Source organism: Ktedonobacter robiniae (assembly GCF_016587375.1).
GTDB lineage: Bacteria > Chloroflexota > Ktedonobacteria > Ktedonobacterales > Ktedonobacteraceae > Ktedonobacter > Ktedonobacter robiniae.
The window spans coordinates 320,447-336,736 of record NZ_BNJG01000002.1 but is presented as its reverse complement, the minus strand read 5'-3'; the positions used below and the strand labels follow the sequence as shown (position 1 = coordinate 336,736).

Below are 16,290 nucleotides of genomic sequence, written 5' to 3'. Positions count from 1 at the left end.
GCTAGATGACGGGAAAAAAGGCCAGGTTGCTGCGATCGACGGTGGGCACAAAGACCGAACGGTCCAGGTATTTGTTGCCGCGTTCGCAGGATGTTTCTGGTAGGAACATACAGGCATGGCAGGCCGCCCCATGCAGTTTGTTGTCGTCGAAGTGCGTATGTTCGGCGCACAATGGGTCCGAGGCGCAGCGCTGCATCTCTTCACGAGCACCGTCGATATGGTAGCCGATGCGTTTCCCTAGGCTGACCAGACCACCCAGCGTCCCTTCACTGTCCGATGCGGCTGTATAGAGCAGGATTCCCGCCATGGGCCCGTTTTCGTGCTCGGGTGGCAGGGCGTAGATGCGTTCACGTATGCTGGCAGCGGTATACCCGGATTCGAGGGTGAGCTGACGTATCAGAGCATGGGCGAAGGTGTGCAGCAGCACATAGCGTATGCCAGGATAGTTAGCCTCTGGATTCTCGATGCGACGGGCACGACGCCATCGGCGGTGCGCATCGAAGAAACTGGCGCTGTGGCGTTTGACGTCGAAATTCTGTAGCCACTCCTGGATGGTGTCCTCTCGAAACTGGATGAACAGCCCCTCGCCACGGACTTCGGAGGCCGGTACCCAGGTGGTTCGCTTGCGTACCAGCGGCATGATATGGTCCGTGGGCAGATTGTCCTCCTCGGCGTAGTCGTTGAGCGATTCTATACGCGTGAAGCCGGTGAGTGCCCGCACTTCGCGTAGCCGTTCAACCAGCACTACCTGTTCTAGATAGTGCTCATAGCCATCAGGTAGCGCGACTGGTGTGACTTCGAAATCGGCGGATTTCGGTGCCTGCTCTGGATGGCTGAGCGTTTCCCACTCGGGAACTTTGAGATCGGCCGGTCTGACCGTTTCCTCGGCTTTGCCGGTGGCCTGCTTTAACTCAACGCGGTTCCAGATTTCGTCGTCGCTATATTCGCTGAGATCGCCCAACAGTCTCATTCGTCGCAGCATGGCGATATTCTCGGCACTCTGGACCTCCTGGAGGATGGGCCATTTGCTCTCGACACGCTGGCCCAGCAGATCGGGTGTGCTTGGCAGGGAGAGCGTCGAGAAGATGAGTGGAAACCAGGTGTTTGATGCGGCCAGTAAGATCGAGCGTGCCTCGTTCGAGCACGCTTTCTCTTTGTCGCGCAGATGGGGACGCCGACCAGTGCAAGTTGGACGATACTTTTGCTTCTCGTCGTTACTCAGTGCATCCGACATTGGACGTTTGGCCCCGCAGGTGTCGCAGACGATCAAGATGTCTGATGGCTCACCTGATACTCCCAGCTCGAGCATACGTAACATGGCGTTGCAGTGTTTATCGCCATGCAAGAAGTGCATCCAGGGGAAGTCGTCCAGATGGCCGGATTCACAGGCGATCATAAAGCGTGAGGGTAGGACGGACGGTTGATGCTGACAGTTGACATGGATGTAGCGTGTCTGTTCCGGCTGGTAGCGATTGACTTTGAGCTGGAAGTAACCGGACTCGACGGGCGCGAGCAGATGACAACGCGGGCAGACGAGCCAGCGCGGAAAGGCGGCTACCGGCACGCCGATGCGCGCCGCGTAATCAAAGGGATTTCCCGGCTCAACTTCGCTAGCTGGTGGCGTGAGGAGACGCTTAACCTGGGGACCGAGCGCGCTTTGAATCGCATGCAACAAACGCTCTTCGGTAATTTCTTGCGAATTGTTGATGTCCCAATCGTCCAGCCCCATGATCAGAGCCGAAAGGTTGGGTAATGCGATCAGTGCGCCGACGCCGTAGGTCTGGAGGAGCTGGCTGGGGCGTATATCACCGACGTGGTATTTTTCGTTGGTCTTCATGCTCGTGTGATTCCTCTGCTTGTTATTGGGCGGCCTGTTCGCCAGTTGCTGTATCGTTATCGTCGTCGCTATCGTTATTGCCACCTATAGGGCGCTCGTCGAAGATGAGCCGGACCGTTGGTTCGACGTCGCGGAGTGAGTTCAGGCAGGTAAAGGGTTCCCAGTTGCCACGCTCCGGTTGCTTCAGCAGTTCCTGCGTTTTGCCATCACGGCGCGCTTCGTAGCCAAGGACTGGGACGGTCTGCGCTTTGTGTACCCAGTAGTGCTTGAGGCGTTCCAGGTCGCTCTGCACACGATCAACCTCACCATCGTCATTATTGGTGATCTCTTCCGCGCGCCGTGCGATGGCCTGCCGGGCCTGCTCAAAGTAGGGCGTCTCGTCAGTGACGTCACCGGCCTCCTCGTTCTTGTTGTATTCGGGACCCGAGAGGCGCACAAAGCTGGTGAGCAGCGCGGCGAGTCCGCGATCCAGTGCACGCGGTGCAAACGGTGTGACCGAGAGCGCTTCGACCTGCTGATAGAAAGTGGCGTGATAGTGCTCGAATTGTTCGTAATGCGAAAGGTCGCGTGGACGGGCCCAGTTGAAGACGGTGCAGACGAGACCGGGGAACGTACGTCCAACGCGACTGGTGGCCTGGATATATTCGGCAGTTGTCTTTGGCTGGCCGGTAACGACCATCAGACCGAGTCGCCGTACATCGACGCCGACCGAGATCATGTTGGTTGCCAACAAGACGTCGATGGGTTTCTCGCCCTCGGAGCCAAAGCCGACTTCCAGTCTCCCGAGAATCTCCGGGATGACGCTTGAGCTCTTGCGTGAGGTAAGCTCTTCGACGATGGGCCGTTTGCGCTGGGCTAGCCCGCGTTGGTTCATACGCCAGATACGCATGCGCACATCATCTTCGACCAGGCGGCGTGTGCCGCCCAGTTCGCTCATCGAGTTGAAGTAGCCGACGAGCGTCATCCAGGGGTCCACGGCTGCGCCGTATTTGTTGTAGAGCGCCTGCGCAGCCGAGAGATAGGCGGCATAGACGCGGATGATGGCGGCTTTCAAGCGGCGACCATTGGCACAGATGCCGAGGTAGCGTCGTCCCGGTGTCTCCTCGCTCGGTGTGCGCTGGCGCGAGAAAAAGTTGTCGCCGACGTCGAGTCCCTGCGGCGGGAAAATATTGACCTTGCGCAGGAAGAGCGCCTGCAGTTGATATTCCGCGCGCCGAATGGTGGCGGTGGCGGCAATCACTTTGGGGCGTACTTTCTTGCCGTTGACTTCCCAGGTTGCCAGATGATCGACGGCGGTTTCGTAGAGTCCGACAAGGGTGCCCAGTGGACCCGAGATGAGATGCAGTTCGTCCTGGATGATCAGGTCGGGTGGACGTAACGGAGCATGCGGCGTGGATGTGGCACGTGGCAACTTGCCAAAGGCGGGATGAGCATCTTTATCTTCGAGGTCGGGTGAGCGGAATCCGTGACGGCTGCACTTTTGATTGACCTGTCCAAAGAGCATCTGCGTGGTGCCGCGCCAGGGAAGCTGGGCGAATTTGTCGACGGTGGCGATCAGGAGTGCTGGGAGCAGACGGTAGATCTCTTCGTCGACGACCACGACGGGGAGCCCTTCCTCGGGCGATTTCCGCTCGCTAAAGGGACACTGTCCCAGGTTATCGCCACAATAGATCAGTGTACGTCCTCGACCACGATTGAATGGCTCTACTTTGATATGTTTGCCACCTTCGATCAAGGTGCCGCACCAGGGACAACTGGTCAACTGGCGGGGGCTGCCGATGCCACCGACACCACTATTATAGACACCATGCGCCAGCTCGTTGGCCTGTTTGCTCTGCTCGGTGGTGTTGGGCGTCGAGCGCATACCAACCCAAAGACCGAGACGAAACGGTGTGCTACCCCAGGTGGCGGGATCCTCACAACGGATGATCTCACAGGCGCAGATTAATGAAGCGGCACGCTGGAACTGCTGTAACGTCAATAGACGCAGGGTGTAGCGCATGATCACGGCGACGCCGTCCATGCCGGAGCGCCCCTCGACGGTTCCCTGCAAGCGACGAATGGCGAGCGTATAGGCGGTCAGGCCGAGATAGGCTTCAGTCTTACCACCACCGGTCGGGAACCAGAGCAGGTCGGCGATGGCGTTGGCGCTTTCGCTCCGATTGGGATGGTTCAGGTCGGTCAGCGATGGCAGGTTGAGCAGGATGAAGGCGAGCTGGAAGGGCCGCCAGCTACGATTCTTGCTCTGATCGACATCCTCCAGGCTGGTATTGTGCCCTTTGCGGCGCTCTTCGGCGTAGAGCGTATGGATACGCTGCTGCCACATGGCGCGATTCATAAAGGCAAAGGCCTGAGCGGCCTCGTCGCTGCTCTGCAATTGTTGAATACCGGTCTGGATACGGAAGAGCGTACGGTTGCAGCCTTTCAGGGCGTCCCTGGCGGCGGCCTCGTAACTGGCCAGACCGCTCGCGGGGTTGTTGATACGTTGTTCCTGCTCTTCGATCCACTGCCCATAGGCAGTAATCAAAGGCTGCAACTTGTCGGAGAGCTCCTGGACCGGGGTTTCGGCCAGTTCGCGCATGTCCAGGCAGAGACCGGCCAGGGCTGGCACTTCCGCTGCGGTGGGAGCGTCAGTGCGCGGGACATCGTACTCAGGGACGATGCGCGTTGAGATGCGCACGGCACAGGTGGGATCGTCAGAGGAAGTCTCGGCATGGACGCTCACACCGTGCCCAATGGCGAAGCTGACATGCTGGCGATAGAGCATGGCCATCGCTTTCTCTTCTTTTGTATAATGCTTTTGCTGCTCGTTGGCCCGACGCTGGAAGACTGGGCTTCCGTCTGGTGCCTCAACGACAAGCTCTGGCTGAAAGAGCCATGCCTGGTCACGCAGGCGTTCGGGCTCCTTCTGTCCATTGACGAGGAAGAGGGTGATCATCCAGCCATCGCCGATATCACGAATGAGCCCCTTGACGTGAACCTCCGGCTGCTCTTCCTCTTCGGGTGACCACGGCACGATGTGTCCTGGTTGCAAGGGGATCTGTCGTGATGTGCCACCACGGGGTGTGCGCCGCCAGACGGTATAGGGCTCACCATTGGCTTTGTTCTGGAATTCACTGGTGGTACGCTGATATTGTCCCCAACTGGCCGTGACGAGCAGGGCGGTGGTCTGCTTCTCGACGCAGAAGCTCAGGCCCATCGATGAGGGACTGAGGCTGGACATCTGCGCGACATCGGCATCGACGGTGTTCTCCTCGCTCTTGCCCTCTTCGAGCGTTGTCAGCGAGTCGAGCTCTTCGGGTTGGGTCTGCACTTTCATCGGGGCGAGCATCCCAACCAGGTAGCGATCGCGCACGCGGCTCTCTGTATGGTCGAGCTCTTCGTTCTCACCGCCCGCCGGTCCCAGCAGGTCTCGCAGCACCATCTCTTCAAGCTCGTCGCGGATCGCACTTTGCGTTGGGGCCTCCAGTAGGGGAGTGGTATCCTCTTTCTGGATTTTCGGTGACGGCTTTTTGCTGATCACGGTGGCTGAGAGTGGGTCGCCCTCTTCGTCCACGATGGGCGTTAATTCTTTCTCCGGGAGCCAGACATCGGGAACGCTGCCCGCGGGCTGCTCGGCCTCTGGATTGTCCTGTCCCTCGTCCACCACATCTTTCTTCTCAAAGTGTGCCAGGACCACCGGCAAGACGCTCTCGGACATCGTCCCGTTGTCGAGATCCTCTACATAATCGGCGAGCGCCATATCCTGGAATAAGGCCGCCAGTTGCTCGCTTGTGATCGGCAGCTTCACATCCGACCAATCGAGGGAAATTGTGTGATCCCTGAGTTGTTGATTGAGGGCAGCCAATGCTTGCGGATCGTTCGGTAACTGCTCTGGTAAGCGGATGCTTTGCACGCTCGTTCTCTTTCTATCGTCTCTCTATCTCAACCATCATTTCTTCTAGCTCATATTTTTCTGGTAAAGTTCCAGTATGTTGCATCAAATCCCTCGAAAAGCGATGTGCCCAGATCGGTTGGCGTGATGACAAGTAGGGCGCGCATGGCGCGGGTCATGCCCACAAACATCGTGCGCCGCTCACGAGCCAGGATCTCCAGTTGCGCTTCTTCCGATGCGGAGGAGGGGAAGTAGGGATAGCTGCTGCCAACGAAACCGGCCAGCGCCACAATCGGGAACTCCAGCCCTTTCGATGAGTGCAAGACCAGCACCTTGATGCCGGAGCGCGCCAGGTTGAGATCATCGCCAGTCATGAATGTTGCCTCTAATCCCTGATCGCTGAGGGCCTGGGCCAGTGTCTTACCGGCGTGCTCGCTGGGGCAGAGCACTGCGCACGAGCCGAGCGTCAGGCGGAAACTGCGGGCGGCCTTCTGAAAGAAGCTGGCCAGCAATTGCGCCTCGTAGTATGCATTGTGGACCGAGCGTGCATCGGGCATGGGACCGCTATGAATATACTGGCGCTCGATCTGTTCGGGTTCCAGTGTGCCATAGGTGAGATAGGATTGTGCTGCCTCACCGATCTCCTGCGTCGAACGATAGTTGGCGCGCAAAATACTGGTGCGTCCCTGGAACTTCAGGCAGTCGTGGACATCCTGCCAGGAGAAGCCACTTCCATAAATAGATTGATTGGCATCAGCGGTAACAAAAATGCGATTGGGAGCTTTGCAGAGTTTGATGAGCAGACGGAGCGCACTGGGATCAATGTCCTGCGCCTCGTCGATCACTACCGCATCATACGATTGGGCGAGCGGACTCTGTTCCACAATGTTCTCGGCACGTGCGCGGCGCTGCTGCCACGTCTCCTTGCCGCTTGCTTCTTGTAGGGCGCAGAAACGTTCGTAGATCTTCCAGAGCATCACACGTTGATTGGCATTCAGACGCACTTTGCGTCCATTGCGTGACGTTTTTTGATAGTCATCCGCACTGTTCAACTGGCGGGCGATGATGACGGTGTTGAACTCCTGCAAGAGATACTCGTAGCCCATGCGTTCGAGCGTCTGTTTCTGTGCAAGCTGCTGGAGCGGACTGCCCGCCTTTGGCGTCTCGTCCACCGCCTGTTTGAGCAGGGCGAGCTGTTCTCGCTCGCTCAGAATATCCTTGACCTGTCCGGCGTGGTGGAGGATCTCGCGGGCCAACTTATCGACGGTATCGACGCGTACATGCTGCGCTTGCTTGCCCAGCAGTTGCTGCAAGAGTTGTTCGGACGATTTGATCAACGCCTTCGTATAGGTGGTGAAGAGGATGCGCGGCGCTTTGTTGGTTTTGGCGAGCTGTTCCAGCAGCGAGCGGACGCGATAGAGCGCCACGGTACTCTTGCCGGTGCCAGGACCGCCTTTGACGAGCGTGGGACCGCTGGCATTCATCGACCAGTGGGCATACTTCTCCTGTTCGGGTGAGAGGTGCAGCAGGAAGGTGAGCAGCTCGCCTTCTTTATAGCGCAGCAGATCATCGACATCCTTGAGGACGAGGTTGGGCTGCTGTATGGCCTGCTCAAGTGGCGTCTCGAAGAGTTCATGGATCAGTTGCAGAATGATAGCATCATCGACCTGGCCTTCGCAGTCGTACAGTTCTTGCTCCGTCTTGACGGACAGCAGCCGCTGATGATAGCCCTTCGGTACATAGAGTTTATTCAGCAGTTCCGACGTGATCGGTTCCGGCAGGAGCCGACTGGTATCCCGTGGCTTGAACCACTCCTCCTGATACCAGCCCTCACCGTCCGTTGGAGGTGCATCCTTGAACGCACTGATATCATCGAAATCGGTATCGAGTCCCTCAACCGGTTCGGCTGTGAGGTTCTTTTTATAGGTTGTCTCGTTGCGTCGCTCGATCCTATAGACGCAGACATTCGCATTGTCGAAGGTATAGAGAATACGATAATCGCCGGAGCGAATGCGATAGGGTTTCCCTGGATGATAGATCAATTGTTTTTTGACATCGCCATCAGGCAAGGGATTGTGGATCAGCGTATTGACCTTGGCAATGATCTGATGGGTATCCTTAGGTTGGAGTTTTCCCAGATCCTGCAAAAAGGCCTCTTTCATCAAGATTTGCCATTGTGTTGCCATCGTGCCAGACTTTCCATCCGGGCGGCGGAGCAGTTCGCCATTGATCCGCATTATGCTATTCAACATGCATCCCTGCTCGCCCATCCAGAAAAACGAAAACGTGTTATCGGTGCCTAGAGTAGCGTGCTTTGTAGTGTGCTATCGCTATTCGTTGCGTTACCATGCTGTCCGTTCTGTGCCGCTTTCGACGCAGGCGCACTGCGTGTCCCCTTCGCGCTTTTCCCCTTGCCCCCTTTCGCCGTCAGACCAGCCTGCTCCTCCTCGGCGTGCCGTTGATGGTTGAGCAGCAGCAGCCGATCGAGCACTTCGCGACGTGCTGCCTCGCTGATGGTGTAGCGTAGCCCCTGCTTGGTTTCGTGGAAGCCATGCTCGAGTGCGAGATCATCCCAGCCGTAGGCGTGGGTGACGGCTTCGTCCATCTCTTTGTGCAGCTTGTGCAGTTGGACGATATCGGCTGAGGATTCGTTGGGATCGTGGAAGCGGTTGTAGGTTTTGGTGAGCCCTTCCTGCCGTGCGAGCATGATGGACTGGCGGTAATTGTGATAATCATTTCCTATCTTATCAAGACAATTAATATCTTGTGGAAATGGAAATGTTTCAAATGCATTTCCTGGAGAATATTTTAAACGATTTTCCAGATGTGAACAGAGAAGTCTTGCCCACGCATCGTGAAAAGAGTTTTGAAGGATGGCAAACAGGCCCCCTGTTGGGGGAACAAAAATATCTAGATTAGCTGAGTAAATTATGTTACTTGGAACGAAGCAGAAGCTTAAATGTTTTGTTACCTCTGAACAAACTAAAACTCTTTCTAGGCTAGAGACTGTCTTATATAAGTTTGGACGTTTTTCTGCATGATGCCACCACTTTTCTCGATAAATTTGGCGTTTATTTTTTTCCCTCTGTGGCTTTACTTTATTAATAACTATATCCATGCAATCAGTATATTGGGATGCTGCTTCCAACGACCAGTCTTGGAAATTTATTACCCAACGGCTTGCAGATTGATCTGGCCTTGTGTTGACGTCTTCTCCATTTAAAAATGGAAATAACACCTCTTTATTGTGAGGGTCTTTTGTTATGAGATTTTGAGCTTCCTCTGGTTGTAAGACAAAGCCAATCGCATCCAATTTTGTTCCAGTAAAGCTCTGCTGTATATTAGAGATTAATGAGTAAGGTTTGATTTCAACAGTATTTGGCTCTGTAAGATATGCATTAATTTCCCTTACAACACGGTTATCGAGAATATAATTCCCTTGCCATTCTTTTGAGCTTACCCATATTGCAGATATTTCTAGCGCTGCCTCTCCGGGCCATTTTTGACTTGAAATAGCACGTATAATTGTCCAATTTGTATCTAAGATTTGAGCTAATCCAACATCTCTAGTTTCACCTTGTGAAACTGTGTTTGTTGCAATTAAGGCGCTAACTGCTGATTTGTTTAAGATTTTAGTAGATCTTAAAAAGAAGTAGGCGCATAAATCAGCATTTCCTCTTTTGTTGTTTGCAATATGTTCTACTAAATATTCCCTATAATCCGTTCCCAACGTTCCTGTAATCTTACTTCCACCCTGAAATGGCGGATTTTCCACAATCGATGCGAAGCCCGCATCATCTCCCTTGCCAATAAATATCTCGGGGAATTCCAGGTGCCAGTGGAACGGACGACGAGGTTGCCCGTTATAGTTCAGCAACTCATCGACCTCTTTACGCAACTTGTTAAACGCATCCCTTTTGGCAGCCCAACTGGCCTCAGTGTGTCTCTCATGGATTGCCTCTTCGTAGGCTTTGGCCAGAATCGAATATTCAAGCGTCAGAGTATCTTGAAGGGCCTGCTGGCGTTTGGGATCGCTCAATGTGATACCTATCAACAGGTCCGCTCCGAGGTTGAGGATGCGGGTCACATCCTCGGCCTTCTTGAGGTTGCGCTCTTTCTTTTCGGTATCATGAATGTCGATATTGGGCGAGTTGATGATTTGTTTGCGCAAGATGATGGCGGTATCCAGGTTGCGCCTGATCTGATCTCGCAGACCCCAAACAGTCTTGCCAATCTCACCGGATTTGGCATCGAGAGACCAGTTGGCGAGTTGGCGATCACTGACGCCGAGCAGCGAGTCACCGCAGCGCAGGGCATGGTCCAGAAAGGTGAAGGGGCGACCCTTGGCAAGTGTGATGAGCCACATCGAGAGTTTGGCCATCTCCACGGCCATCGGGTTTTTGTCGACACCGTAGATGCAGCGTTCGCTGACGAGGCGACGAGCCATGATCAGGCGTTCTTCTCGGTCGATCGGGATGATTTCTTCGCTGATGCTACCCTGTGATGGCCCTCCTTCGGGGGCTTTCTGGGGTTTGGATGTGAGGCTATTGCCGTGCAAGGTAAGATCGACGTTTTCCCAGGCTTCGACGAGTTTCTCCGAAAGATAGCGACAGGTCTGGACCAGGAAAGCGCCCGATCCCATGGCGATGTCACAGACAGTGAGGTTGAGGATCTCAGCAGCCGAGCGTAGTTGCCATTGCTCTTCAGGCCAGCCTTCGGCCGGTCCCACGTAGACGAGGGGATCGAGGGCGTGCTTGACGATAGGTTCGGTCAGGCTGCGGGGTGTGTAGTGGGTGCCGGTGGAACGGCGATCGGTGCCCTTGGTCATGTAGACCGAGTTGGGGGCGACGATGACCAAGTTGTTGAAGGTGTCCCGACGCAGCAGGCCTGCGAAGGGAAGGATACGCTGAAAGATGTCCTGTTTGTTGTCGCAGGCTTCCATCAGACGGCTGCGCTCGGTCTGCTTCTCCAGCACCACGGCGAGACTTTTCTTGAGCGTTACGACACTGCGTCCGGTCAGTGTATGGAGATAGTCGAGGAAAACTTTTTCTCCTTTACTGGCCTCGCGCTCTAGATCATCCAGTGTAGATTCGGGCTCGGTGTCGCTGGTTCCCTGGAGCCCCAGCAGCGCTCGCTCGGCACGCTTCACCGTATGGTCGAGCAGTCCTTCATAGACATGTCCAATTTGTTCGATGTCCAGGCTGCGGAAGGAGAGACGGCGTGCCTCGACGATATTGCCGACTTTGACCTGCAGGTATTGCAGGGCGTTGAGCAGATAGAGGACGGTACGGTTATCAATGCGCAACGGGTGTGCCTGGACATCGCGCCAGGATGTACTCGTCGCACGTCCTTCGAGAAAGGGGAAGCGATCAGGATCAAAGAGATGTCCACCATATGCGGGCAGTTGCAGGTCGGGATAGTCAACCCCACCGAAGACCGCGCGGAAGATGGCGAGCAAACGGCTCCAAGCATCGTAGCGCAGTCCCAGCACCTCCTCACCATGCTGGTCGGCTTGCTCCTGGAGCTGTTTCTGGAGCGTCGAGACGGCATAGTTACTGTCATAGATCGGATCGTCCAGCAGGAGCAGTTTGCGCTCCTCGGCTGAGAGCAGGAAGACCAGCCGCATCATCACCGTCAGCGCTGCCTCGTAGAGTTCGGTCTCGGTAATGTCTTTGAGCAAGGTGCGCTGACTATCCTTGTCGATGCGATCGAGCGTCTGCACCAGCACCTCGACCGCGCGGCGGACCTGATTCCCAAGCTGGGTCGTTACCTCCTGCTGCTTGTCTGCGCTTTGCGTCAGTAGCGCCTCGATGGTCTGATTAACGCGGACGCCGAAGAACCGCCGCATCCCGAGTAGGCTATAGAACGCACGCAATGTCATCGGCTCTTCCAGCCAGAGTGAAGCATACCAGGAGTAGTAGCCCGTTGGTTCATTGGCGGGTGCATCGACGAGCATCCACTGTTCGCCGTTGGTGATCAGTCCCAGGCGCATACCGGTTGAGCGTAGCAGCTCCATCATGCGTGCAGCGGGCGTGGCTTTCCAGGTGCTCTCTGCAACAGATTTTTCGAGATTCTGTTGAGTCGGGTACAGATGGACCAGCAGGCGTGGTTCGGGTTCAGAGGGTGAGGATGAGCGAATCATCAGTGTCGGACGGAGGAGCATGCCATTTTCTTTATGCTCGTAGCAGATTGATGCGGGGATCTGCGGTCCCTCCAGAATGGTCCGTGGTTCCATCTCCAGAATCTCTTCGAGCACAAAACGAAGCCATTGATAGTGGATGGCCGGGTCAGGATGTGCGCCACCCTGGTTGTCGGCCCACTCTTCATAGGCCAGACGTAGACGGCGACGAGTTTCGACATCATCCTCGCGTAGATCGAGGCCATCGGGGAAGGTTTCCTGGAGGATTGGCAGGCTGACGAAGGGGCCGGATATTTCAATCAGCGAGAGCCAGTCAGCGTGCTGGCGCGTAATGGTTTGTTGTGCTGGCATGGTTGTGTCTCAATCCTTTCAAAAAAGGAGGGAGCCATCCATATATTGATTAATCGATATATGGATGGTGCGCTTCCTGTGCGTAATGTTGCTTACTTCTTGTATGATGGGTTGCCGCCTGCGGCGGTGAGGAGGAGGGAAGGGGGATTTTGGGGCACAACCCCCAGATCCCCAGTCAGAGGATTGCACACCCTGCATCCCTGCCTCTAGCGAAAACTACCGTGCCAGATGTGCCGGTACCAGATAGGTGATGGCGACTGGGAAGACGCGCGGCTGTGGATCGGCGAAGCGCTGTTGAATGCGCTCGGTTTCCTGCCGGATTTCGTCGTCGATCTGCTTTTCGCGTGCTTCCAGGGCACTGATGTCGCGTCTCAATTGCTGATGCTCCTCAGCCGAGAAGCCGGTGAGCGAGAGTTGCCGCATACCGGGCTGTTCGAGTTCGGCCAGGTGCCCAAGTTCTTCCGCGATGTTCTTTTTCAGCTCCATCAGGATAGATGTGATATCACGCTGTTCTTTGTTCTCGCGATCGGACAACTTCTTTTGCAGACTCTTCATGCGTTCATTCATACGCTCTTCTAGCGCCTTGACCAGCGGCTCGCGATGGTGATCCCACTGCGCGGCCAGTTGGTGCTGCATGTTTTCCGATACCGGATAGTTTTGGGCTGCCGCCAGCGCCTCTTTCAACTGAGTCTCGCGCATGTGAACAAAGCGACCCTCGCGTAGATAACCACCCGCCGTGATCAACTCCTCATGCAGACGTTGCTTGTCGCCACCCAGGACCAGCAGGCGCGCATAGGCGATCACAGCCGGGACATCCATCGTCACCGAGGGAACCATGCGGGCGGTGACGCGATGCAACTTGCTTTGCTCACCGCTAGCCCAGACCTCGGCACGCAGCAGCCGTAGCGACATCGTCACCAGGCGGTGATTGAGATGCGCGAGCACGACATCGTCGCGCCCCTGTGCCAGCGTATGATCGAAGACGATCGGGCGCCTCTGCTGTGTGTTGTGTGGGTGGTAAAGTCCCTCCGTACACCTGGCCCAGCTCCCGGGCAGGTCGGGGACATCGAAAACCTCAATCGGGGGATATTTGCCGTGTGAATCTTCCAGGATGCGTTTCTGGAGAGCTGGCAGGTGCGCCAGTTCCAGCGCCGTTTCGACCACCGCTTGGATATTCTCAGGTGTCAGGCCAAGCTCGCGTTTGCCTTCCTGCAACTGCTCGTACAACTGCCGAATGTGTGCCTCGATCTTCTCGCGTTGCTTGCGCTGGAAGGCCAGCAGGCGTTTCGACGGGGATTTCTTCTCGGCCTCGCTCGTATCCAGCGTGCGACGGCGACCGAGCATCGCCTCCTCAACCTGCGTTGCGATCACCGGACCAACGTTGCCCAGATCCTCACGAATCGTCTCGATCTTTCTGACCGCCTGCATCAAGAACTCAAGGTCGTCGTCGAGCTGCTCACGCTTCAGTGTGCTCATTGAGCGCTGATCGTAGAGACTGCTCACGAAGTGGTAGATATTTACTACGGCGGCACGCTGACCATGACGATCGATACGACCATTGCGCTGTTCCAAACGATTGGGATTCCAGGGAATCTCATAGTGGATGAGGTGCGAACAATGGTTTTGTAGATCGATACCTTCCGATGCAGCGTCCGTCGCCAGCAGAATACGCACCGACGAATCGGCTGGATCGGCCTGGAACGCCGCTTTGATCATCTCGCGAGTTTTAGTATCCATGCCGCCGTAGAGCGTCTGGAGGCGCGCCTCGCCATCGGGACCTTGTTCTACAAAGCCCTCGCGTACCAGCAGACCATACAGCCAGTTCTGGGTCGCGCGATACTCTGTGAAGATAATTACCCGCTCATTCGACCACTTCCCGCCAGGTTTGATCGTGCGATGCAGCCAGTCGATCAACTCCTGCGCCTTACTATCGGGACGTCTGCGTGTATCGTCCGCCCAGGTCAGCAGGCGTTTGAGCAAGCTTTGTTCCTGCGCCGTTGGCTCGTGGAAGAGGGGCGCGGCAGTATCCAGCGCTTCTGCTGTTGCCTCATCCAGCGACTCATCGCTATCGCTTTCCTCTTCGAGTCGTTCCACGCGTGCACGCAGAATACCCTCACCGGGTCGTTTTGTCACCGATGTATGGCGTTGCTTCTCCCCGAGGGTGCGCTGATGCTGTTCCAGCGTCAGATAGAACGCTTCCGGGGAAGAGAAGAGACGTTTCTTGAGCAGCTTCAGCACGAATTCGGTCGCGTAGCGCCCAACATTATCGCCTGATGCCTTGATGCGTGACTGGCCGTACTCCTGTAGCAGTTGATGGGCCTCACGTTCCTGTTGTGTATAGGGCACCCGTAGAGGCGTAATCTCGCGCACCGGGAAGCGGGACGAGCCATTCCAGCGGCGTGGGAGTTCCGTCTTGAGGCGACGAATCATCACTGCATTGAGTTGCTCATGGTCGGGCTTCACGCCGCGGGCAAAGCGCTGATTATCGAGCAGTTCCAGCAGAGCCGTAAAGCTCTCGCTATAGCCATTATGTGGTGTGGCTGAAAGGAATAACTTATGTTCAAAGTGGGGGGCGAGCAGGCGGATCGCCTCCGTGCGCATTGACGAAATAGCATATTTGCCCTGTCCTGATGGTGCGACATTATGGGCCTCATCGAGGATCAGCAGATCGAAGCGGCGTGGATAGATCGACTCGCCGCTGCTGGGGAGTGCCTCGCGGAACAGACGTTGAGGCCGATCACGTTTCAAGAAATCGATCGACGTAATCAGGCGCGGAAAATGCTTCCACGGATTGACATGCAGACCCCGTTCGCGGCGCAGCGACTTCATCAGTTCGCTATCCACGATGCGGAACTCCAGACCAAACTTATCGCGCATCTGATCGCGCCACTGGACCTGAAGAGCGGCCGGGCAGACAATCAGGATGCGGCGAGCGCGCTGGCGAATAATCAATTCCTGCGCCACCAGACCGGCCTCGATGGTCTTACCGAGGCCAACATCGTCCGCGATCAGCAGATTCGCGCGCGGCATCTGAATCGCGCGTGCCACCGGATCGAGCTGATAATCTTCCAGATCGATACCACTGAGGAACGGAGCCTGAATCGCCTTCACATCGGCACTAGAAGCCGCACCCCAGCGTACCGCATTGAGGAACGTATCCAGGCGCTGGGGCGTATCGAAGCCGACCGGTTGTGGGAGGGGTGTTTTCTCAATCAGTGACGCGCCCGGTTCGATTTCCCATATCACCTGGAGATCCTCACCGAGGCCATCATCTTCCACTGAAGAGAGCGTAATCAAATGTTGAGAATGAAGTGTTTGAGAATTGTGCACACTGGTAGGAATATCTACCACCACATAGCGGCGTTGTCGAACATGGACTAATTGTCCGGGCTCTGGGAGCGAAATAGAGCGAACCACGGGATATATTCTCCTGACTAGGTCCGAAAAGATGATGGAGTGGATCATCTAAAATAATGTAAGGATAGAATTCTATGGCATAAAGAACTGACATGGAGTGCATATTTATAAAGGGGTACAGTAAAAGAACTGTGGCAATATTATACCGTATCAAAGTTAGAATTGCTATACATTGATAGAGAGTTTATATGGCTAATAGAGTAGAACAATAAAAAAGATCGTAGTTGTCTGGGCATTGCACCACTAGTGGGATGAACGATAGCGTAGTGTTGATGCAACAGACTTGCCAGAATATGAAAATGGTGGACGCGTGAAATTGGAAGGGTGGTGCGTGCATCGAAAAAACTCTCTCCGGGTTTATTGATGAATGGATATGATGCATCGCTTTTGGCAAGCCTAGAGGAGCTTGATCCCGCTTTGTGTGAGTTGGCAACCCAAGTTATCCAGGCGGAGCGGCACTACAATCTCCAACGTCTACTTTGGGATAAACAATGAACAATTTGTGAAAGTGCTTCGTCGGTGTGGAACTATCGTGAAATGTGTGAGGCTGACTGAAGAAGTGGATCACCTATAAAGTGCTGTGAGTCTTGCCAAACTGTGTGATATTCTTTATCGCTCTATTGCTGAGCACGGAAGTTGCGGAAGAGCCAAAGCTCTTTACAGATCCTCAGA

5 protein-coding genes are annotated in these 16,290 nt (G+C 55.4%); all 5 read right to left on the bottom strand.

Features of this window, described 5'->3' with window-relative positions; translation table 11 throughout:
- Window position 1: 1 nt before the first annotated feature.
- Complete coding sequence (drmB, locus tag JMJ04_RS22075; RefSeq protein ID WP_201372639.1) at window positions 2-1,837, bottom strand: DUF1998 domain-containing protein; 1,836 nt, start codon at window positions 1,835-1,837, stop codon at window positions 2-4.
- Between the two features lie 22 nt (window positions 1,838-1,859).
- Window positions 1,860-5,732 carry a DISARM system helicase DrmA gene (gene drmA / locus JMJ04_RS22070; protein ID WP_201372638.1) on the bottom strand — a complete coding sequence of 1,291 codons (3,873 nt, stop codon included), beginning with the start codon at window positions 5,730-5,732 and terminating at the stop codon, window positions 1,860-1,862.
- A gap of 50 nt (window positions 5,733-5,782) precedes the next feature.
- Window positions 5,783-7,963 carry a UvrD-helicase domain-containing protein gene (locus JMJ04_RS22065; protein WP_201372637.1) on the bottom strand — a complete coding sequence of 727 codons (2,181 nt, stop codon included), beginning with the start codon at window positions 7,961-7,963 and terminating at the stop codon, window positions 5,783-5,785.
- Between the two features lie 47 nt (window positions 7,964-8,010).
- Complete coding sequence (locus tag JMJ04_RS22060; protein WP_201372636.1) at window positions 8,011-12,201, bottom strand: Eco57I restriction-modification methylase domain-containing protein; 4,191 nt, start codon at window positions 12,199-12,201, stop codon at window positions 8,011-8,013.
- A 216-nt stretch (window positions 12,202-12,417) separates the two neighbouring features.
- Window positions 12,418-15,666: a DISARM system SNF2-like helicase DrmD gene (gene drmD / locus JMJ04_RS22055; RefSeq protein ID WP_420799491.1), complete on the bottom strand. Its 3,249-nt coding sequence runs from the start codon at window positions 15,664-15,666 to the stop codon at window positions 12,418-12,420.
- Window positions 15,667-16,290: the final 624 nt, after the last annotated feature.